The sequence below is a fragment of the Sediminibacterium goheungense genome, from assembly GCF_004361915.1.
Taxonomy (GTDB): Bacteria; Bacteroidota; Bacteroidia; order Chitinophagales; family Chitinophagaceae; genus Sediminibacterium; species Sediminibacterium goheungense.
On the sequence record NZ_SNWP01000010.1, the window covers coordinates 140240 to 161487 of the forward strand.

The window sequence follows — 21248 nt, forward strand, 5'->3', positions numbered from 1 at the left end:
ATATATATGGCCCTCGCAGCTTTCCACTTCTGTTAGCAACTTTGGTGGCTGGCTTCCAGCAGCTTTAAATATTTTGCAGCAGATGAAGCCCCTAATTGTATTTGTATTTTCTTTTTTGTGCTGGAAGCAGATTGTATTGTCACAACAGGTAAATGGTCATTGGTTTGGCGTAGGTAAAGTTACTGTTCCGGGTGAGCATAGTGCCTATATGGCCGAAATGATTTTAAAACAGAAAGGCAATACTGTTACCGGTGAATTGCAATATTATTTCCGGGATAGTTTATTCAGCGTTCCTCTTAGCGGACAGTTTTCTAAGGACACCCGGCAATTAAGCCTCAGACCCATCCCTTTCATTTATTATCTATCGAGAAGTACCAAAAATGGGATCGACTGTATCCTCAAAGGCAATTTTACATTGATTGTTAACCGGAATGAATCTTTGCTGAACGGAGCTTTCGAAAGCGATGAGGCACACCGTTATACAACACCTGCTATTCAGTTTCGTTTCAGGTATTCTACTGATACCATACCTGCTCCCATCCAGATAACGGAAGAAGCAACAGATGAGATCGTATCAAACGACAGTGTTCCTGCTCCAAAAGATACCCTTGCCTCAGATCTACACACTGCAGCCGATAGTAAAGATTCCATGCATGCCTTGAGAGAAAAAGTATTTGTTCGCGAAATTGAAGTATCAGGAGGTCCTTTGCGACTTGAACTATATGACAATGGCAGTATCGACTATGATTCTGTTTCTGTTTACCTGAACAACCGCTTATTAATCCCTAAATCAAAACTGGATCACAGAGCTATCAGAAAAACCATCCTGTTAGACAGTACGCTGCCCTACAATGAACTGAGCATGTTTGCTGAAAACCTTGGAATGGTACCACCCAATACAGCTGCACTTATCATTTATGATGGAGACAAGAGACATGAACTGGTACTCACCAGTGACCTGAATAAAACCGCCACCATCAGAATACGAAAAAGAAAACATATTGAATAAGGAAATAACCCTTTCCTTATTCAATATGCATCGTTGATTATTCAAAAAGTTCGGGTTGCGCATTGTCTTCTTTGGGTTTCTGCTCCCATTCCATTTCGATGCTCTTATTAAAATCAGTAAGCTTGGCCCCTACTGCTTTCCAACCCATTACTTCCACCATTTTAGCTACTTTAAACTTCGCCTTCCGAACCTGTGCACCTTTACCGGTTTGCACTGATAATACAGGTTCATCTTCGGTGGTAACCGCTTCCAGACGATTGCCCTCTCCTTCTTTAATAAAGAGGAACTGTGTTTTCAGCGTACTTGTTTCAATCTTGAATCGCTTGATATTGTACTGTCGCTTATCGTTATCCAGGTATACTGCCGTTATGATTTTATTGGGATCAAATCTTTCGATCAACGCTATTTTCTCCGGTTCAAAGCGTTGCGTCATCTCTGTATCAGTAAGTTCATAAGAACCGTCGTGATAAATAACCAGTAATTTCTCATCTTCAAAACTTCCCAGGTACTGTCCCTTTTCTTCTGTATTCAACCTGCCAAACTTATCATCAAACCACAGCTTTCTACCTGCCAGTGTACTTCTGCCCGCTTCTTTCAGTTTTACGGCTTTGATGGGATACTTGGTTACCTGATTACCCATACTGCTTCTACCCTTGATCTCCAGTTCTTCAAAATAGAAATCAAATTCCTTGTTACGCGCGGTACAATTCGGACTCAGTACAATTTTTACCACTTCTGCCTCACCATTCAGGTTAGCCGTAAAATAATGCACCTTACTCTTATCAGACCCTTTTGTGAGGTCATACTCTTTTTCTCGCGTAATACCGGTTACATTGAAACGTTTGGCATAACTGGTTCCAGTGGCACCATCCAGATAAATCATATTATAAGTGGTACGCTCATCGTTTTTCTGGAACACAGCAGCGTGTAAAATGTCTTTCCCGATAAATACCTTATCAGAAACCTTCACCACTTTCATGGTGCCGGCTCTTGTAAAAGCGATGATATCATCATAGTCTGAACAATCGCAGAGAAATTCATCTTTCTTCAAACCCGTACCAATAAACCCTTCGGAACGGTTGATGTATAATTTGGTATTGGCAATTGCTACCTGTTTTACCTGAATGGTATCAAATTCCTTGATCTCCGTTTTTCTTTCCCTGCCTTTACCATATTTCTTCAGGAGGTTTTCAAAATAAGCCACTGCGAAATCAGTCAGGTGCTCCAGGTCATACTGCACCTGTTTGATGTCTGCTTCAATTGATTTGATCTGCTCATTCAGTTCATTAATATCCAACCGGTAAATTCTTCTTACCGGTTTCTCTGTAAGCTTAAGAATGTCTTCCCGCTCAATAGCACGTTTCAGTTTTTTCTTAAAGGGTGTAAAGGCTTTGTCAATGGCTTCAATCACCGCATCCCAGGTAGCATGCTTCTGCTCCAGTTCCTTATATATTTTCTCTTCAAAGAAGATTTTTTCCAGTGAAGTATAATGCCATTTATCTTCCAGTTCACTGAGTTTAATCTCAAGTTCACGTTTCAGTAAAGACTTGGTATTTTCAGCAGATACTTTTAATAGATCGTGTACGCTCATGAACTGTGGTTTATGATCCACAATTACACAGGCGTTGGGAGAAATGCTTACTTCGCAGTCTGTAAATGCATACAATGCATCTATGGTAATATCCGGAGAAATGCCGGCAGCCAGATCAATATGTATTTCTACTTCTTTGGCTGTAACATCCGTTACCTTTTTGATTTTAATCTTGCCCTGATCATTGGCCTTGGTGATACTCTCCATTAACTGGGTGGTGGTTACACCATAGGGCACATCACGTATAACAAGGGTCTTTTTGTCCAGCTCCTCAATATGGGCCCTTACCCTGACTTTCCCTCCTCTCTTACCTTCATTATAATTGGCCACATCAATCATACCTCCTGTCTGAAAATCGGGGAATATTTCAAACTTCTTTCCTTTGAGGTATTTGATAGAAGCATCAATGAGTTCACAGAAATTATGGGGCAACAATTTGGTAGACAATCCCACAGCAATACCATCCGCACCCTGTGCCAGCAGCAAAGGAAATTTCATCGGTAAGGTTACCGGTTCATTTTTTCTGCCATCATAACTTAATTGCCAGGTGGTGGTTTTAGGGTTAAAAGCAACATCCAGTGCAAATTTCGATAAGCGGGCTTCGATATACCTTGATGCAGCTGCTTCATCACCGGTTCTTACATCACCCCAGTTACCCTGTGTTTCAATCAGCAGGTCCTTTTGTCCGAGGTTAACCAGTGCATCTCCGATACTGGCATCACCATGCGGATGGTACTGCATGCTCTGACCAATGATATTGGCCACTTTATTAAAACGGCCGTCGTCCATTTCCTTCATGGCATGGAGAATGCGGCGCTGTACAGGCTTTAAACCATCTTCAATAGCGGGAATGGCCCGCTCCAGTATAACATAGGAGGCATAGTCAAGAAACCAGTTACGGTATTGTCCCTGCACACCTGTTTCATTTTCAAAAATTCTGTTCGGTTGTTTTTCTTTCGCCATGTCAACTTCGTTTGTGATCGCTACTGTTCCAATCTGAAAGTATCGTCTTTTGCATCTTCCAGTCCATTCAATTCAAACACGATGATATCTGTATTCGCTATTACTTCATGCCATGCCCATGGTTGAATGATGACCATAGATGGTGCTTTTACCTGTACCGTTCCCTTCTCATTACTCCTTACATCCAGCCAGTTCACCGTTGCTTCCCCCTGCATAATAATAATCTGTTCGGGATTCTTTTGCGGAGCCGTTCCTTTATGATAATGTCTCCCACTCGCACTACCCGCTTTCCGGTAAGCAATGATAAATTGTCCTGTTCGGTCTGTATGAAAAAAATGCGTGGCACCTCTTTCATCCTCTGCAACCTGATGTACCGGAATCACTTCTACCATAACCAACTGATTATACTGTTTCCGCAGTTGCGGCAGCTGCAGCTGTTTTTACGGTGATTTCTTTCCAGCCCTTATTCCAGTCGCCTGCGGCTTCCAGTTTACCTTCTGCCACCATTTCACGTATGCGCCATACCAGAAACACATCCCCTGTTTTCACTTTCATCTTTGAAAGTGTATTGGAAATGATTTTATTGAGCTTTTGAAATTCGCCTGTAATATGGGCAAGAATATCCTTATCAAAGAAATTCAATTCCTTTCCGGTTATTTTTTTGCCCCCTTCCAGAAAACGAACAAAAGAACCGTCCTGGCAGAGTTTTTTCCATTCATCCGGATCTACTTCAAACTCACTGAGGGTTATCGGACGAGCCAGTTTTTTGGCTTTCAGAAATTCTTTGGGTTGAATTTCATGCAAGTAGGAAGGATAAAATAGCTGCCCCTTTTCATTGATAAAAGGAAGATTGTTGAGGTACAGTACCTGCACACGACCCTGGTATTCTTTCAACTGACTCATCAACCAGTAATAACCACATACGTCATGTGCATTCTGGGCCATCCATATCCATACTTCTGTCTCAGGCTCTTCATCCAGTTGTTTCAATAACTGATGTACAGTAAGTTTATCATCTACTAGGTTGATCTGTTCTGTATAAGGCGAATATTCAAGCAGGTTCTTCCACCAGTCGCGCCTTGCCTGATAACCTTCGGTTTCATAAATATCGCCCAAAGGACCTACCGCATAATCGTCTTTAATCTCTGCAACAGTTCCCTGCAAACTTTCATCCAGTTCGATGGCCTGCTGTAAGGCATTTACATTGGCTGTTTCAAATACAATATGAATCATCTTTTATTTTTTCTTGCTTCTGTGAATGAATTAATCAACCAGATCCAGTTCCACTTTCAGGTTATTGATAATAAACTCCTGTCTTTCCATGGTATTCTTACCCATATAATATTCCAGCAATTGCTGAATATGATCGCCCTGTTCGAGAATCACAGGTTGTACACGCATTTCTTCCCCGATAAAACGACCAAACTCTTCCGGAGAAATTTCACCCAATCCTTTAAAACGGGTGATCTCCGGTTTATTGCCCAATTTCGATACAGCAGCCTGTTTTTCCGTTTCATCATAACAGTAAATGGTTTCCTGTTTGTTTCTTACCCGGAATAAAGGTGTTTCGAGTATGTAGACATGACCTCTTTTTACCAGATCAGGGAAAAATTGAAGAAAGAAGGTCATCATCAACAAACGGATATGCATACCATCCACATCGGCATCGGTAGCAATTACAATATTATTGTAACGCAAACCTTCCATGCCATCTTCAATGTTCAATGCGTGTTGTAAGAGGTTGAACTCTTCATTTTCATATACCACTTTTTTAGTGAGTCCATAAGCATTGAGTGGCTTACCACGCAAACTGAATACTGCCTGCGTATCTACATTTCTGGATTTGGTAATACTACCACTGGCGCTATCCCCCTCGGTAATAAAAATGGTACTGTTTTTCTGGAGGGCAATAAACTCTTCCTTGTTTTTGGCCGGAAGATCATCATTGAGGTGTACACGGCAGTCGCGTAATTTTTTATTGTGCAGATTGGCTTTCTTGGCTCTTTCATTCGCCAGCTTTTTAATACCTGCCAGTTCCTTTCTTTCCCTTTCACTCTGTTCAATCCTTTTGCGCAGGGCATCGGCCACGGCCGGGTTCCTGTGCAGGTAGTTATCCAGTTCTTTGGCCAGAAATTCTTCCACAAATTTCTTCATCGTTGGCCCGCCCTCATATACATTCTGGGAACCCAGCTTGGTCTTGGTCTGACTTTCAAAAACAGGTTCCTGTACACGCACCGATATGGCAGCAACAATACTGCCCCGGATATCTGCCGCATCATAATCTTTTTTATAGAAGTCGCGGATCACTTTAATATACGCTTCCCTGAATGCCTGTTGGTGGGTACCACCCTGTGTGGTGTACTGACCGTTAACAAAGGAGAAGATATCTTCACCATAATCATTGTTGTGCGAAACCGCTACTTCAATGTCTTCCCCTTTCAGGTGAATGATGGGGTAACGTAATTCATCTGCATTGGTTTTACGTTCCAACAGATCGAGCAAACCATTTTTGCTCACATATTTTTTACCGTTGAAATGAATCGATAGCCCTGCATTCAGGTAACAATAGTTCCATAGCTGGCTATCAAGGTATTCATGTATGAAATGAAAGTTGCGGAATACGGTTTCGTCCGGAATAAAAGTAACCAGTGTGCCATTAGCCTCTGTTGTCTTTTGCTCTTTGTGTTCCTTAACGAGTACGCCTCTTTCAAATTCTGCAATCTTCGCTACCCCATCGCGGTGAGAAGTTACTTTGAAATATTGACTCAATGCATTCACCGCTTTGGTACCCACACCGTTCAAACCCACACTTTTCTGGAAAGCCTTACTATCGTATTTGGCACCTGTATTAATTTTACTAACCACATCCACCACTTTCCCCAGGGGAATACCACGTCCATAATCACGGATGGTTACCTGCTTACCTTCAATGGTAATTTCCACCTGCTTACCAAAACCCATGGTATGTTCATCGATACAGTTATCCAGTACTTCTTTCACCAGTACATAAATACCATCATCTGTTGCAGAACCATCTCCTAATTTTCCAATATACATACCCGGACGAAGACGGATATGTTCACGCCAATCAAGCGACCGTATGGAATCTTCATTATACTCATTCAAATTCTTCTGTTCAGCCATTTGCAATCTGTTTTATGGGTTGCTTTCCCGCTAAACCGGGAAAACGCCTGTTTCTCAACCCGCAAATCTAACCACCTCAACTCCCGGTACAATTTTACTTTTCTACAATACGGCTTTTGATGTGGATAAAAGACCTTAAAATGTTGATTTATCAGAATTTCGTACCTTTACAGGATAGAAAAGCCCCCAAAATACCTTTTAGAAAACCTGGAACAAATCGCCTCACTGGCATTGGACAGGGAAGCCGAAAACGACCTTTTTGCCCATAATGTGAAAGAAATGGACCCTTTGGTAATCGATCAGATGGTTCACAAGTTAAACCAGGATATCAGTCCCAGAATAGACTGCACTGTTTGTGGCAACTGTTGTAAAACTTTACTGATCAATGTAGAAGAAGGAGAAGCGAATCGCCTTACCAACCACCTTGCCCTTAGCAGAACAGATTTCGATCATCAATACCTGGAAAAAGGAAGCAATGGCATGATGATAATGAATGCCATCCCCTGCTCTTTCCTCACCGAAAAAAAATGTTCCGTTTACGAATTTCGTTTCGATGGCTGCCGCGAATTTCCTGCCATGCATCTTCCTGGTTTCAGCAAAAGACTTTTCACCACCCTCATGCACTACGGAAGATGCCCCATCATTTTTAATATTGTTGAAGCGATGAAAGAGCAAATGTCTGATGTCTGATCGCGGATCGCGGATTTGATATGGGATGTCAGATCGCAGATCGCAGATGTCAGATTTGATGTCGGATGTCTGATCGCGGATTTTATTTTTTTGATTTTTGAATTTTGACTTTTGAATGGCGGACTGCTGTATTTACTGCATCTTTACGTTCAATAAATCATATCAGACATCAGACATCTGACATCTGACATCTGCGATCTGCCATCAAAAAATCCCCATGCTATTTTTCGGTATAGATCATTTACTGCAACAATCGCCTTCATGGAAGGAATTACGCATGGGTATGGTTACCAATGAAGCGGCTACTACCCGTTCTGGTGCCTTTTCCAGAGAGGCTTTACTGAAAGCAGGATTTAATATTACCTGTCTCTTTTCTCCTGAACATGGCCTGGATGTTCGGGGTGCAGACGGGCACCCGATGAAAGATGGCCGGGATGCGCGTACCGGCTTGCCCGTCATAAGCCTCTATGGTGAGCGACTGGCTCCCGATGCCGGTCATCTCGCAGAAATAGATATCCTCCTTTTTGATATCCCCGATATCGGCAGTCGCTTTTACACCTATCTCTGGACACTCACCTATATATTGGAAGCTGCCGCCGCCGGCGGAAAGAAATTAATCCTACTGGATCGGCCCAATCCCGTATCGGGTAATATGCAGTTATGTGAAGGACCCATGCTTACGGAAGCAAACAGTTCTTTTATCGGCAGATGGCCCATGCCCATCAGGCATTCCTGTACCATGGGAGAACTGGCTCTGTATTTTAATGACCAGAGAAAGATCGGCGCTGAGATAGAAGTGATAAAATGCAGCGGCTGGAAAAGAGAAATGTTTCAGCCAGACTGGCAAATTCCATTTGTACCCACTTCACCGGCTATACAAAGTTTTCAATCCATGCTCCTGTATCCTGGTCTTTGTTTGCTGGAAGCTACTAATATCAGTGAAGGACGTGGCACTGATTTTAGTTTTGAAGCAGCCGGAACACCCTGGCTCAATGCTGCTGTAGTAGCCGATATGCTGAATAATATGTCGGGAGGTGAAATGGCTGCCAGTGTTGTTCAGTTTACACCTGTTCACAGCAAGTTTGTAAATGAGTTATGCCATGCCGTGCATATGCAGGTAGATGACTCCTCCTGTTTTAATGCCGTAATGAATGGAATGCTTTTGATTAAGCTGATCAAAAGCCTGCATCCATCTCAGTTCAACTGGGCAACTTATCCAACCGCTGTCAATCCAACAGGCAAAGGACATCTCGATAAATTACTGGGCATTTCCGATAGCGAGGCCCTCTTCGATCTCCCCGTCCCCGCCTTCATTGCCGCCGCCACCAGATTAACGAGCTGCAGGGAATGGAGCGCAGAAGTGAGCAGGTATTTGTTGTACTAAGGGTGAATGGTGAGTAGTGAGTAGTGAGTGTAGAATATTTTGTATCTTACTCAGTTAATCTTAGATTGTCCATTGTCCATTGTCCATTGTCCATTGTCCATTGTCCATTGTCCATTGTCCATTGTCCATTGTCCATTGTCCATTACCTGCTCACTACTGACTACTGACTACTGACTACTGACTCACTAAGATCCCTCACCACCACACTCGCTGCCATACAGCCGAAGATGGCGGGCATATAACTGATGGTGCCGATGATGGATTTTTTGGGATAGGCTTTTTCTGTTTCAATGATACGGCTCTGGTCTACCCTTTCGCCGCTGAATATTACTTTAACGCCTTTATAAATACCCAGTTCATGTAAACGTTTTCTTACATAGCGGGCAAGGTTACACTGATGTGTTTTCGAAATATCAGTTATCACCACCTGCGAGGGATCTACCTTGCCACCTGCCCCCAGCGAACTTACAATGGGTATCTTTCGGTCTATACAGGCTTTGATAAAATAGACTTTTGGTGAAAGTGTATCGATACAATCTACCGCATAATCAAACCCACCCTGATCGAGGATTTCATTGGTACGTTCATCGCGGATGAATTCTGTAAGCACTGTGAGATCGAGATCGGGATTGATATCTTTCAAACGTTCGGCCATCACTTCTGCTTTCAGTTTACCTGCTTTCGAATGTAAGGCCGGAATCTGACGGTTGCAATTGCTCAGGTCAACGGTATCGGCATCCACAATGGTCATTTTACCGACCCCCGCCCTTGCAATCATTTCGGCACAGATACCCCCTACACCACCCAAACCTACCACCAATACATTTTTGGTCATCAGTTTTTCAATCGGTTCATCACCCAATAAGAGCTGGGTACGGCTCATCCAGTATGGAATCATAAGAATGTCAGATGGCAGATGTCAGATGTCAGATGTAGTTTATGTATTTTGGTGAGCAACACTTAACTTTCACCTGATTTGACATCCTATGGATAATTTTTTTCAGGTACAAAAATGTAGTTCCTATGCGGTTTTATAAAATAATTATTGGTCTGGGGCTGGTATTGATTTCTTTTACTGCTTTTGCACAGACATCTCCTGTTACCATACTTGACGGGGGGAAGCGCATCAGCTACAGAGGGTTAAGCGTGGTAAATGATAAGGTTTTCTGGGTCAGTGGCAGTAATGGTACGGTGGTAAGATCGCTGGATGGTGGTAATACACTGGAGACCATTCCGGTTCAGGGTTATGAGAAAAGAGATTTCAGGGATATAGAAGCCATTGATGCAGAAACAGCCATCATCATGGCCATTGCAGAGCCCGCCGTCATTTTAAAAACCAAAGACGGCGGAAAAAACTGGACCAAAGTTTTTGAAGACACCACCAAAGGCATGTTTCTGGATGCCATGGATATGCGCATCAACGCTTATCAGGGGAAAAAAAAACAGAATGCTTCAACAGCAACACCTACCCTGATGGTGGTGGGCGATCCCATCCACGGAAAATTATTTGTGGCCATGTCATTTGATGCAGGTGATACCTGGCAGGTAATGCCCAAACCTGAATCAAAAGATGATGTAAGATGGGTAAACGATACAGAAGCCATGTTTGCCTCCAGCGGTACCAATGTAAAGCTTACCAGTTGGAACGATGCCTCTCCCACATTACTGGTTACGGGGGGCAGCAAGGCAAGACTAAAAGATCTAACACTACACAACTTCAACGATTCGCTGGCACTGATGCAGGGCGGTACATCCACAGGTGCCAACTCGATTGATGTATACAACCCAACCAAATCGGCCGTGATTGTGGGGGGCGATTTTGCAAAAGATAGTATTGGTGCCAACAATTGTGTGCTGGTTTCTTTTGCAACAGGCAAACCTGTTTACTCTGTACCCAATACGATGCCGCATGGTTACCGCTCCTGTGTTATTTATCTGGATGCCAATACCCTTGTAGCTTGCGGCACTTCGGGTATCGATATTTCAAAAGATGGCGGTAAAAACTGGCAACTGATTTCCAGAGAAAGTTTTCATGTGGTACAAAAAGCAAGAAACGGAAAAGCCATTTTTATGGCAGGTGGTGGTGGCCGCATTGCAAAACTGATTCTTCCCTAAACAATACCGCTATGCCTTCCTGTGTATTCTGTGGCAAAGCATATTTATATAATGGCCACTGAATACACAGAGGAACACAAAAGTTTTTTGACGTATAAATGTTAAAGTGGCTAAAAGCATAAAAGTGTTTTAAACTTCAAAAAAAACATACAGTCTCATGTTTAATAAAACCTCATAAACATGAAAAAAGCCATCCTCATTTGCTGCAGTATTTTCAGTATAGCTGTTTTGCAGCAGGAAGTAAAAGCACAGACAGGTAATGAAGCAAGACAAAAAGTTCGTCACCGTGCAGATAGTCTCAGTCCGGAACAAAAAGCCAAAATTGCCGAGTTCAGAAAAGATCGTGGCGAGCGTATGTCACCGGAGAAAAGAAAAGAATTAAAGGCACGATACGACAGTCTCTCTCCTGAGCAGAAAAAAGAACAGCGTGAAAAAATGCGTAAGCGTTTTGATGAGTTATCACCGGAACAGAAGGCGCAGGTAAAAGAAAGAATGAAGAACCGCGCAGACAGTTTATCGCCCCGTGAAAGGAAAGCACTGAGACATCGTGTAAAAGAGGCCAGAAAAGATTCTGAATAAGGTTATACGGATAGATGGAGGGGTTGCCTGTTGGTAACCCCTTATTTTTTAAAGGCAAAATACACAGCTCCGATGATGAACAGAAAACTGATCAGGTATTTGGTTTGAAAAGGCTCTTTCAGGTATAAAACGGCAAAAACGGTGAATACAAGCAGCGTTATGATTTCCTGGGTAATCTTTAATTGAAAGCCACTGAGTCCGTTTGCATAGCCTGCCCGGTTGGCAGGCACCATGAGACAGTATTCAAAAAAAGCAATACCCCAACTGATTACAATGGCTTTCCACAAGGGCATACCCTGTTGTTTGAGATGACCATACCAGGCGAATGTCATAAAGATGTTGGAAGCGAGCAGTAATAAAACGGTCTTTATCATATAACTTTCATTTGTAGTTTGACAGTTGTTTCTGCAATATCAGCAGTAAAAATGATACAAAAATTGCCAGATTGCCACATGAAAATAAAACAGCACGGATATTGTACTGTATTCACCAGATAAAATGAGTGTGTATGAAAAAATTTCAGGCGATTATTAAGTTTCAGATGGACGACGACTTTATGTCGCTCGTGCCACCACACCGTACCTATATCAATTTTTTGCTGAATAAGGGCATGATCGACAATTATGCGGTGAGTATGGAGAGCCAGACCTGCTGGATGACCCTGAATACCGAAACCAAGGAAGAAGCTGATAAAATACTGGTGAAATCGCCGCTGTATAAATACTGGACCTATGATATTGAGGAATTATTTGTGTATGACAGCCAGCATTACCGTTTACCGGCTTTACAACTCAACTAATTTTGAAAAAAAAGAAAACTTTTTTTGGCAGTAATGTTTCAGACCCTATTTTTGCACTCCCAACAAAACGGGAGCATAGCTCAGTTGGTTTAGAGCATCTGCCTTACAAGCAGAGGGTCCGCGGTTCGAACCCGTGTGCTCCCACGGAGAAAAGACTTACAACCAGTTTGTAAGTCTTTTTTTATGTAAGTACTTTTACTGGTTTCTGAAGTTCAAATTAACTTTACGGAATGATTCACCTGTTCACCAATGATGGTACCCGCCCCTGGGAATCGCAGGAAGAAGATATTGCGGTAGACCATGCACTACCCTTCCACCTGATCGTGTGGAACGATGAAGTGAACACTTTTGAATGGGTCATTGAAACACTGATGGAAGTCTGCGGACATACCCACGACCAGGCCGAACAATCGGCACTCATCATTCATTTCAAAGGTAAATATGCCGTAAAAACCGGCGATTACGACACCCTCAAACCCATGTGCGATGCCATCACCGACCGCGGCATCGGAGCAACCATTGAAACAGAGAAATAAACATAGAGGGACAAGATACAAGAAACAAGAAACAAGAATCAAGTGGCAAGGTGCATGTGTCAGACTAAATCGCAACTTCTCCGATTCTTGTTTCTTGTATCTTACTCCTTGATTCTTGCTCCTTGTTTCTTGTTTCTTTTTCCTTGATTCTTGCTCCTTGCTCCTTGTTTCTTGTTTCTTCCTCCTTGTTCCTTATTTTTAAACATGTCTTTACACGCACTCGATTCACGCATTTGGTTTCCGCCGGTAGAGGATGCACTGGATGATGGCTTACTGGCTATCGGGGGTGATGTTGCTGTGGAAAGACTATTACTCGCCTATCGCAATGGTATTTTTCCCTGGTACGATGATGAAAGCATTCCGCTATGGTGGAGCCCGGATCCGAGATTTGTTTTGTATCCTGAAAAATTGAAGATCAGTAAAAGCATGACACAGGTTTTCAAGAAAGGGCATTTCAGCTTTCACACCAATACCCATTTTGCAGATGTAATACATGCCTGTAAAGCCTTACAACGTAAAGGACAGGACGGCACCTGGATCACCGATGAACTGGAACAATCTTTTATTCAGTTACATGAAATGGGTGTGGCGCATTCAGCTGAAACCTGGCTGGATGGTGAACTGGTAGGTGGCTTATACGGTATCAGAATGGGTCCTTTCTTTTTCGGAGAAAGCATGTTCAGTAAACAAAGCAATGCCAGCAAGTTTGCCTTTATCAGCTATGTACAACAACTAAAAAAAGAAGGCGTACAATTAATAGACTGCCAGGTACACACCGACCACCTAGAAAGCCTCGGCGCAGAAATGATACCCAGACAACAATTCATCCAACTACTTCAGCAACACCTTTAGAATCTTTGATTTCTTGAAGTTTGATTTTTTGATCTAAATCAGGTAATCAAACTTCAAGAAATCAAACATCTTCTTTAGCTTTTATAGCCGTACATCAACTGTACATCCCTTACAATTTTTTCCATATCGAGGTCCTTGCCGTAGGGGTCGTAGTTTTGTTTGAGGTTACTGCCAAATACGATGGCGATGGTTTGCCAGAAAGCGGCATTAAAGCCCCCTTTGTATTCCTGAATAATTTCGTAACAATTATTGCCTGTTTGCCGGTAGATCAGCTTCATCAATACCTTACCCTGGTAAACCGATAATTGCGTCAATTTATCGGCAAAATCTCTTTTCAATTCTTTCTCTCTGGATTTGATGATGGCTCTTCTTTGCTTTTTATCTGTTACATTTTCCAGCTTTACATTGATCTCATTCATGATGCGGCTGGCTGCAATGGCATATGGATAAGTAACATACACAGCATTACGCAAGCGGGTCCATTCAGCCCAGTGACGCTTCCATTGTCCGGTTAATTTACCCAGCACTTCCACAGGGGGTAAAATACTTTCAGGAATGGTATCTCCTTCCGGCGTAATATAGGCATATACTTTTACCGTATCATAAGGCCCACGGGTTTGTGCATGCAAAACATTCCCCACCACTCCCGCACAAAAGAACAGGAGCACAACCATCATATGTTTGCCAGGGAATTGCATACTTAAATATAGAACTAGTTACGCTAATTAATGCTGCCCGGTTCAAAAAGTAACCCAGCAGACTTTACGCTTTTAACAAATTGTCAACGGGCTATGCTGAGGTGCTGGGTGCTGGGTATTTGTTGTTAGGCGTTAGGTGATAGCTGTTAGGTGTAAATTATATGAAACTATATCAAATACTAAAAACCTAGTACCTAGTACCCAGCACCTAAGATACAGGCTTGAGGTTGTTCTTCACCTGTTTGTTGCGTTGAATGATCGACATGATAAAACCGGCTGTCATAACGAGAATACCCAACCATAGAATATTGATCATCGGAAACTCATATACTTTCAGTGTAATCAGGTCGGTAATGGCACCGCTTTCTTTGATGCCGATTTCAAGCAGGCCCTTCTTCTCATCTTTTACTTTATTAAACTGGATGATCAGACTTTGTGCAGTAACCGTATCAGCAATCGGTCTGAAGGAATTACCATTGACGGCAATACCCGGCTTCACGGCATACCTGCGACCATCTTTCGACAGCACATCGATATCGAGGAACAAAGCCGTTTCACCATTACCATACAAGGCAGCCTGCTCAGGCGGGTTCACACTTACTTTATTCAATACCAGTAATCCATTGCTGTAAAAAATAGTATCACCTACCTTGATATCCCTGTTTACAAATTTCGTGGTGTCTTCACCGGTGTTTTCCTGGAAAGAAGTGATATAGGCAAAAATATCTTTATGCCAGTAATGCTTTGCAGCCGGGTTGGCAGCAAAACCTTCCATGCCTTTGTTGTTTTTAATCACATCCGGATACAGACTGAAACTTTCACCTCCCTCTTTCGCTTTGAAGGTGATTTCGAAATATCGTTTCCGATCCCTTTCATTGATGGTATCTTTTGTATAGGTAACCATATACCTGCCCATATCCGTAGCCACTTCTTTAAAGAGGGTAATATTCTCTGCAGGGTTGCCTGCAGGGTTGCCCGGCTTACTGGCATCTTCCTGACGAAGCGGTGTTACACCGGTGGTGTTCCAGCTCAGTACGGTTTTCTTGGCCGACGAAATCAGGATACCTACGAGTACCATACCAAAGCCCACATGCGCAACAGAAGCACCGGCGGCTTTGATCTTGCCTTTCAAACCCAGCCAGATATAAGAGGCATTGGCCACTACCGAATATACCGCTGTAAAAATGGCAAGGTGAATGGCAAACAAAAAGCCAGGACCTTTCTTATCATAATTCACTTCACCAAAAAAGCTGATACAAAGACTAATCACCACAGCGATGATAGTGGGTATCCATATTTTTTTGCCAAAGAAGGCTTTGGGTGTATCCTTATACTTCAGGTATTGTGTAATCGCTGTTAAGAACCCGATGATAACAGCCACAAATATCTGAATCTGGTTATGCGCATATTCCGGATCTTCCGGTGGCGCAATATTGGTACCGAATAATTTATTGAATACCGGTGTAGAGGTTTTGGCAATGATTACCATACCTGCCAAAAAGAACACCAGCGAACCGATAAACATCCAGAACTCTCTGCTGTAAGTATTTTCTTCTTTCTGAATACTCGGAATCGATTTATATTGTTTGAAGTACAGGAACAAAGCAGGTACAAAAAATACCAGCACAAACAACAACAACTGCGTATTCATACCCAGATCTGTAAAAGCGTGTACGGAAGTATCGCCCAGTACACCACTTCTTGTGAGGAAGGTAGAATACAGAATCAGTGAGAAAGTGATGATATAAAAGAAATAGGTTGGTCGGAGAGAATAACCACTGTGACGATAAATCAGATTAGTATGCAGGCCGGCAATCAAGGTAAGCCAGGGCACGAGTGATGCATTCTCTACCGGATCCCATGCCCAGTAACCACCGAACGATAAACTTTCATAGGCCCACGCAGCACCCATCATAATACCTACCCCCAATACCGTTGCAGAAAAAGAAGCCCATGGCAGTGATGGTTTTACCCATTCATGTTTCTTACTCATTAAGCCTGCAATGGCATAAGCAAAAGGAACAATAGTGGATGCAAAACCCAAAAACAACACTGGCGGATGTATCACCATCCAGTAATTCTGTAACAGTGTATTGAGACCGGTACCATCTTTAATCAGACTTAAATAATCAGGACGACTCAGAATGGGCCAGTCAAATTCATTTCTTAATAAGGTGAATGGACTGCTTCCGATTTTCACACCAAATACATATACACCCAGGAGCATCGAAGCGAGGGCAAACTGCGCAAAACTCACCACGGTCATCACACCGGCTTCCCATGCTTTGGCGCGCCAGATCAATATCCAACCCAATACGCAATGCCAGAAGCTCCAGAGCATAAAACTACCTTCCTGTCCCTCCCAGAAACAGCTCAACAGGTACTCTACCTGTAAACTTCTGTCGCTATGGTTATAGGCATACTTGTATTCAAATAAGTGGTTGGAGATGATATAATAGAGAATACCAAACATGGCCAGTATACTCACCGTTTCCACCAGAAAAGCTACCCTCGCCATTCTTACCCATCCTGCTTTGGTTGTATCCAGTTCAGATCTGCTGGCTTTGAAATAGGCAACAGTGGCCAGTAATGAAGCAACAAACGATAAAACAGCAAAAAAATGCCCAGCCTGTCCGGGTAGTAGGTGTTCTCCTAAATATTGCATGTGTAGGTAGTTCTGTAAGAAAAATAGATAATGAGCGACGTATATTATTTAGCCGGTTCTGCGGCTACAGGCTCAGGTTGTTTCTGCGCCTTCGGATCATCCTTGTATTTAGAGGGACATTTCAGCAGTATATCCTTGCACTCAAAATGATCGCCCTGCATTTTACCCTTCAGCACCAGACGCTCACTTTTTTCCATGTCGGTGGGTTTGTTATTATGGTACACAACTTTCACGCTGTTACCCAGTGTATCAACGGCTGTAAAAGTGAGGTAGTTAGGATTTTTAACCGCATCGTATTCGAGGGGCTGTGATTTGTCCAGTTTAGCGATCAGGTTTACAAATTTGCCTTCTTTCTGACGGGCAGAAGCAATGGTTTCATAAGTGGTGAGATCGCCTGTATAACTGATCAGCACCACGATGGCAGCAGCAATCAGCACAAGGATGATAATATGTGTTTTTTTCATCTCTTTTCTTTTACGCTGCAAAAGTAGCCCAAAATGAACAAGCAATAGCTGATGTTTGTCAGGCATTCTTGTTAAAACCGGAATCTTTCCACAATTTTAAGCATGAACCCATCCGAACAACCTGTTTCTGTTACCGACAAAGGTTTTGTCATCTTTATGAGCCGGGTCATCGGACTATGGCTCATAGTGATGTTTATTGCGTTCTGGGTCATGGGGCAGCTACCTCATCAACTCACCGCTACACCGAATGCATGGATCAACAGTCCATTGCTGAATCAGCTGGCCACCCTTCTCCCCTCCACGCTGGCCATTGCATTCATGATTGTACCCTCGCGTAAACTGGCAGCCATTTGTCTTTTCGCCATGATTTTTCTGCTCCTGAGCTATCATGGACGCAACCCTGCACTTAAATTGTCTGTTTTTCCTTTGATATACCTGCCTTTTCTGGTGAAAACCACTGATTTCAGGAATGCCTGGAAATGGACCACCCGTTTTATGTTTTTGTCTTTTGCTTTTACCGCCCCCTTTATGTCGCTATCCGTTAGTGCCCTTCCTGCCTATACGCTGTTGTTACATGCGGTTATTCCCTGGGAACGACTGTTTGTTCGTTTTGTGGAAAGGTTTGAGCCCAAATAGGGGTTTTAGGCCGATTTAATCCCATATTTCAGAAAATTGCTGCAACTTGCATCCCGTTTGCAATTTAAGAAAGATCATGGCTGATTTATCGCAGTTTAACCCCAATGCCGTTGGTAATCCCAACAACAATATTTTCGGACTCCCTTTTACAGAAGATGATGCCCGTCTCGTAATACTACCCGTACCCTGGGAAGTAACCGTAAGTTATGGAGCCGGTACTGCACGTGCCGCAGAACATATCTTTAAGGCGAGTATACAGGTAGATCTTTTTGATACGGATGTACCCAATGGCTGGAAAGATGGTTTTTACCTGAAAGAAACCAACAAAAAAATATTGCTGAAAAGCGATTACCTGCGCAAAGAAGCCGAACTCTATATTGATTATATTTCTAAAGGCGATGAAGTTGAGAAGAATAAGTTCATGTGCAAGAGCCTGAAAGAAATCAATGAAGGTGGCATATTCCTCAACCAGTGGGTATATGATGAAACCAAAGCACTGTTAGACAAAGGCAAAATAGTCGGGCTCCTGGGTGGCGACCATAGCACGCCCCTCGGTTTCATGAAAGCCCTTGCCGAAAAACATGGTGAGTTTGGCATATTACAAATTGATGCACACTGCGACCTGCGAAAAGGGTATGAGAACTTTGTGTACTCGCATGCTTCTGTGATGTATAATGCACTCACTGAAATTCCACAGATACAGAAATTAGTGCAGGCGGGTATCCGCGATTTATGCGAGGAAGAATGGGAATACATTTGCAATAGTCAATTCAGGGTTATCACGTATTTCGATAAAAACATCAAAGAGCGCCAGTTCGAAGGTGAAACCTGGAAGCATATTGCGGAAGAAATCATCAACCACCTGCCACAGAAAGTATATATCAGTTTCGATATCGATGGTCTTGACAGAAAATATTGCCCTAACACAGGTACACCGGTACAGGGTGGTTTTGAAACAGAGGAAGTATTGTATCTTTTCAGAAAAATAAAAGAAAGCGGCAGGGAAATCATCGGGTTCGATCTGGTGGAAATTGGCGTAGGCCAAACAGACTGGGATAGTAATGTGGGCGCCCGTTTATTGTGGAGAATCTGTAACCTGATGGTTAAAAACTAATACACTATGGCAGGCAGAACCTATGATTATGTAGTGGTACTGAAACAGAGAGATTTCAAACTGGTAGATAATATCAGCCTGATGATGTTATTTCTGGCCATTGTGGTTTTAATGGAATCGGCACTGACTCCCTTTTCCAATGCATCTGTTTTTCCGGTTACCATTGTAGCACTCATCATCGGTTGGGTGGCTTTTACTTTTGTAAAAAAGAAAAATGGTAAAACAGCTTATTTCAGAATCGCCATGCTCTTTGCTGCATGGGGTTTAATGATGACCCTGCCCATGCCCTACACCTGGCTCACTGCTGTATATGTAATAGCAGCCGTAGCAGAAAAGCAGGTAAAATTTCCGAGAGAAGTGGCTTTCGATGAAGAAGAAGTGGTATTCAATACCTTCCCACGCAGCCATTATCACTGGAGCGAGTTCAGCAATATTGTACTGAAAGACGGCTTACTAACCATTGATTTTAAAAACAATAAACTCCTACAAAAAGAAATTGATTCCCATGTGCCCCCTCAACTGGAGCAGGATTTCAATGCTTTCTGTAAGAACAAGATACAAGTGAGTGAGCAGTGAGTGAATAGTGAGTAGTCAGTACTGAGCAGAGAACCCTTATACGCTTTCACTCACTACTGACTACTCACTACTCACCATTGACCATTCACCATTCACCATTGACCATTCACAATTCACTCCCATGCCCCAATCACCTTATATTCTCTACTCCGATGGTAACGGAAATATTTTTGAAGATACCAGTCTGTATGCGGTGGGTCGTGCAGGATGGGATGCTTTACCGATTCCGGCAGAAGATTGGATTGAATTACCTGATGGTGGTAATCTCTATGAATTACCGGGCAGAAGAGGCATTGGTATCGATGTGGTAACGGGTGAAATGCGTTTGTGTGAAAAGGGATGGGCAGTAGCGGCTTTTATTCCGCCGGCCCATACGGGTTTATATATTGCAGCATATGAAACATTACCCGATGCACCTACACTCCCATTATTCTGTTATACGGCGGCAGGATGGCTGAACGATAAAACCTATGTACCCGCTGTAAGAATTGAAAAAGATATTCGCCAGGAATGTGCAGGTTATGATGATAAGAAAATAAAAACAGGTACACAGCAATTACTCGAACACTATCCAGAAAACAGACTGGTAAAGCACCTGATGGAAAACTGCTGTATGACATACAATTGTCCGGCAGCCAGAAACTTTTCTTTGTCACGTTGGGAATGTCCTGTTCCTACCTCCCCTGCCTGTAATGCCAACTGCGTAGGTTGTATTTCTTTCCAACCGGAAGAGGAAACCATTGTATCTACACAGGATCGCCTCACGTTTAAACCGATGGCCGAAGAGATTGTAGAGTTTACGGTACCGCATTTAATGAATGCTCCTTTTCCGATTGTGAGTTTTGGTCAGGGTTGTGAGGGAGAACCATTGCTCATGTGGGAGACCATCCGACAAGCCATTATAGAAATCAGGAAACATACCGACAGAGGAAGTATCAATATCAACACCAATGGTTCCAAACCCGATGCGGTAAAAGCATTATGCGAAGCAGGTCTCAATAGTATCCGTGTAAGTACCAACTCGGCCCGTAAACATATTTACGAACCCTATTACAGACCCAACAACTATCAGTTCGAAGACATTATCGAGAGTCTGAAAGTGATGAGAAGTTATGGTGGCTGGGCCAGTATCAATTATTTTGTATTTCCCGGCATGACCGATAGTGTGGAAGAATATGAAGCTTTACGCAAGCTCATTATCGATACAGATTTATCGATGATACAGTGGCGTAATTTCAATATCGATCCGGATTGGTATATGGGCAGAATGGGAGTACATGAGACCGGAGAAATGCTGGGTGTGAAACAATTGATGAGTCTCATCCGGGAAGAGTTTCCCAAAGTTAAATTCGGGTATTTCAATCCGCCCATGGAGAGAATCAAAGGCAATTACGATCAGCATTTTGCAGGTGCTGAATTATATCAATAGCAGC

General features: G+C 42.9%; 21 protein-coding genes and 1 tRNA gene. 13 read left to right on the forward strand and 9 right to left on the reverse strand.

What is annotated here, in order from left to right:
• The first annotated feature begins 82 nt into the window (after positions 1 to 82).
• Positions 83 to 1009 (forward strand): hypothetical protein, encoded by a 927-nt coding sequence (locus tag BC659_RS00640; protein WP_133472653.1) that lies wholly within the window; start codon positions 83 to 85, stop codon positions 1007 to 1009.
• Between the two features lie 37 nt (positions 1010 to 1046).
• On the opposite strand, the gene BC659_RS00645 is transcribed toward BC659_RS00640, so the two are convergent.
• Genes BC659_RS00645 through BC659_RS00660 form a run of 4 tightly spaced genes read right to left on the reverse strand, consistent with a single transcriptional unit; the run spans position 1047 to position 6707 of the window.
• Positions 1047 to 3563, reverse strand: a complete 2517-nt coding sequence (locus BC659_RS00645) for a DNA gyrase/topoisomerase IV subunit A (protein WP_133472654.1) — start codon at positions 3561 to 3563, stop codon at positions 1047 to 1049.
• 20 nt (positions 3564 to 3583) lie between these two features.
• Positions 3584 to 3955, reverse strand: a complete 372-nt coding sequence (locus tag BC659_RS00650) for a polysaccharide biosynthesis C-terminal domain-containing protein (RefSeq protein ID WP_133472655.1) — start codon at positions 3953 to 3955, stop codon at positions 3584 to 3586.
• A 10-nt stretch (positions 3956 to 3965) separates the two neighbouring features.
• Entirely contained in the window at positions 3966 to 4796 is an 831-nt protein-coding gene (locus tag BC659_RS00655) for a DUF1835 domain-containing protein (RefSeq protein ID WP_133472656.1), read from the reverse strand.
• 30 nt (positions 4797 to 4826) lie between these two features.
• The gene (locus tag BC659_RS00660) at positions 4827 to 6707 is read right to left on the reverse strand and encodes a DNA topoisomerase IV subunit B (protein ID WP_133472657.1); all 1881 of its coding nucleotides are present in this window, start codon (positions 6705 to 6707) and stop codon (positions 4827 to 4829) included.
• A gap of 231 nt (positions 6708 to 6938) precedes the next feature.
• Here BC659_RS00660 and BC659_RS00665 point away from each other — a divergent pair, with 231 nt between their 5' ends.
• Positions 6939 to 7397: a YkgJ family cysteine cluster protein gene (locus BC659_RS00665; RefSeq protein ID WP_133472658.1), complete on the forward strand. Its 459-nt coding sequence runs from the start codon at positions 6939 to 6941 to the stop codon at positions 7395 to 7397.
• Positions 7398 to 7614: 217 nt separating this feature from the next.
• A complete protein-coding gene (locus BC659_RS00670; protein ID WP_133472659.1) occupies positions 7615 to 8781 on the forward strand; it encodes an exo-beta-N-acetylmuramidase NamZ family protein in 1167 nt (388 codons plus the stop codon).
• A 160-nt stretch (positions 8782 to 8941) separates the two neighbouring features.
• Here BC659_RS00670 and BC659_RS00675 read toward each other — a convergent pair whose 3' ends face one another.
• The gene (locus BC659_RS00675) at positions 8942 to 9679 is read right to left on the reverse strand and encodes a tRNA threonylcarbamoyladenosine dehydratase (protein ID WP_133472660.1); all 738 of its coding nucleotides are present in this window, start codon (positions 9677 to 9679) and stop codon (positions 8942 to 8944) included.
• A 125-nt stretch (positions 9680 to 9804) separates the two neighbouring features.
• Between BC659_RS00675 and BC659_RS00680 the strand changes: the two genes are divergently transcribed.
• On the forward strand, positions 9805 to 10896 hold the full coding sequence (locus BC659_RS00680; RefSeq protein ID WP_133472661.1) for a YCF48-related protein: 1092 nt from the start codon (positions 9805 to 9807) through the stop codon (positions 10894 to 10896).
• A 180-nt stretch (positions 10897 to 11076) separates the two neighbouring features.
• Positions 11077 to 11475 carry a DUF3106 domain-containing protein gene (locus tag BC659_RS00685; RefSeq protein ID WP_133472662.1) on the forward strand — a complete coding sequence of 133 codons (399 nt, stop codon included), beginning with the start codon at positions 11077 to 11079 and terminating at the stop codon, positions 11473 to 11475.
• A gap of 41 nt (positions 11476 to 11516) precedes the next feature.
• Here BC659_RS00685 and BC659_RS00690 read toward each other — a convergent pair whose 3' ends face one another.
• A complete protein-coding gene (locus BC659_RS00690; RefSeq protein ID WP_133472663.1) occupies positions 11517 to 11849 on the reverse strand; it encodes a DMT family protein in 333 nt (110 codons plus the stop codon).
• A gap of 134 nt (positions 11850 to 11983) precedes the next feature.
• Here BC659_RS00690 and BC659_RS00695 point away from each other — a divergent pair, with 134 nt between their 5' ends.
• The 4 genes from BC659_RS00695 to aat all read left to right on the forward strand — a co-directional run bounded on the left by BC659_RS00695 (position 11984) and on the right by aat (position 13662).
• Positions 11984 to 12274, forward strand: coding sequence for a hypothetical protein (locus tag BC659_RS00695; protein ID WP_133472664.1), 291 nt, complete (start codon positions 11984 to 11986; stop codon positions 12272 to 12274).
• Positions 12275 to 12343: 69 nt separating this feature from the next.
• Positions 12344 to 12418: transfer RNA gene (locus BC659_RS00700), tRNA-Val, on the forward strand.
• Between the two features lie 86 nt (positions 12419 to 12504).
• Positions 12505 to 12810, forward strand: a complete 306-nt coding sequence (locus BC659_RS00705; RefSeq protein ID WP_133472665.1) for an ATP-dependent Clp protease adaptor ClpS — start codon at positions 12505 to 12507, stop codon at positions 12808 to 12810.
• A gap of 204 nt (positions 12811 to 13014) precedes the next feature.
• Positions 13015 to 13662, forward strand: a complete 648-nt coding sequence (gene aat, locus BC659_RS00710) for a leucyl/phenylalanyl-tRNA--protein transferase (protein ID WP_133472666.1) — start codon at positions 13015 to 13017, stop codon at positions 13660 to 13662.
• 74 nt (positions 13663 to 13736) lie between these two features.
• Here the strand turns inward: aat and BC659_RS00715 are convergent, their stop codons facing one another.
• The 3 genes from BC659_RS00715 to BC659_RS00725 all read right to left on the reverse strand — a co-directional run bounded on the left by BC659_RS00715 (position 13737) and on the right by BC659_RS00725 (position 17489).
• On the reverse strand, positions 13737 to 14339 hold the full coding sequence (locus tag BC659_RS00715; RefSeq protein ID WP_246027057.1) for a DUF4294 domain-containing protein: 603 nt from the start codon (positions 14337 to 14339) through the stop codon (positions 13737 to 13739).
• Positions 14340 to 14568: 229 nt separating this feature from the next.
• Complete coding sequence (gene ccsA, locus BC659_RS00720; protein WP_133472668.1) at positions 14569 to 17025, reverse strand: cytochrome c biogenesis protein CcsA; 2457 nt, start codon at positions 17023 to 17025, stop codon at positions 14569 to 14571.
• A gap of 44 nt (positions 17026 to 17069) precedes the next feature.
• A complete protein-coding gene (locus BC659_RS00725) occupies positions 17070 to 17489 on the reverse strand; it encodes a cytochrome c maturation protein CcmE domain-containing protein (RefSeq protein WP_133472669.1) in 420 nt (139 codons plus the stop codon).
• Between the two features lie 102 nt (positions 17490 to 17591).
• Between BC659_RS00725 and BC659_RS00730 the strand changes: the two genes are divergently transcribed.
• The 4 genes from BC659_RS00730 (at position 17592) to BC659_RS00745 (ending at position 21244) form a co-directional block, all read left to right on the forward strand.
• Positions 17592 to 18125 carry a hypothetical protein gene (locus tag BC659_RS00730; protein WP_133472670.1) on the forward strand — a complete coding sequence of 178 codons (534 nt, stop codon included), beginning with the start codon at positions 17592 to 17594 and terminating at the stop codon, positions 18123 to 18125.
• A 76-nt stretch (positions 18126 to 18201) separates the two neighbouring features.
• On the forward strand, positions 18202 to 19239 hold the full coding sequence (locus BC659_RS00735) for an agmatinase family protein (protein ID WP_133472671.1): 1038 nt from the start codon (positions 18202 to 18204) through the stop codon (positions 19237 to 19239).
• Positions 19240 to 19245: 6 nt separating this feature from the next.
• Entirely contained in the window at positions 19246 to 19815 is a 570-nt protein-coding gene (locus tag BC659_RS00740) for a hypothetical protein (RefSeq protein WP_133472672.1), read from the forward strand.
• Positions 19816 to 19936: 121 nt separating this feature from the next.
• Positions 19937 to 21244: a radical SAM family protein gene (locus BC659_RS00745; RefSeq protein ID WP_133472673.1), complete on the forward strand. Its 1308-nt coding sequence runs from the start codon at positions 19937 to 19939 to the stop codon at positions 21242 to 21244.
• Positions 21245 to 21248: the final 4 nt, after the last annotated feature.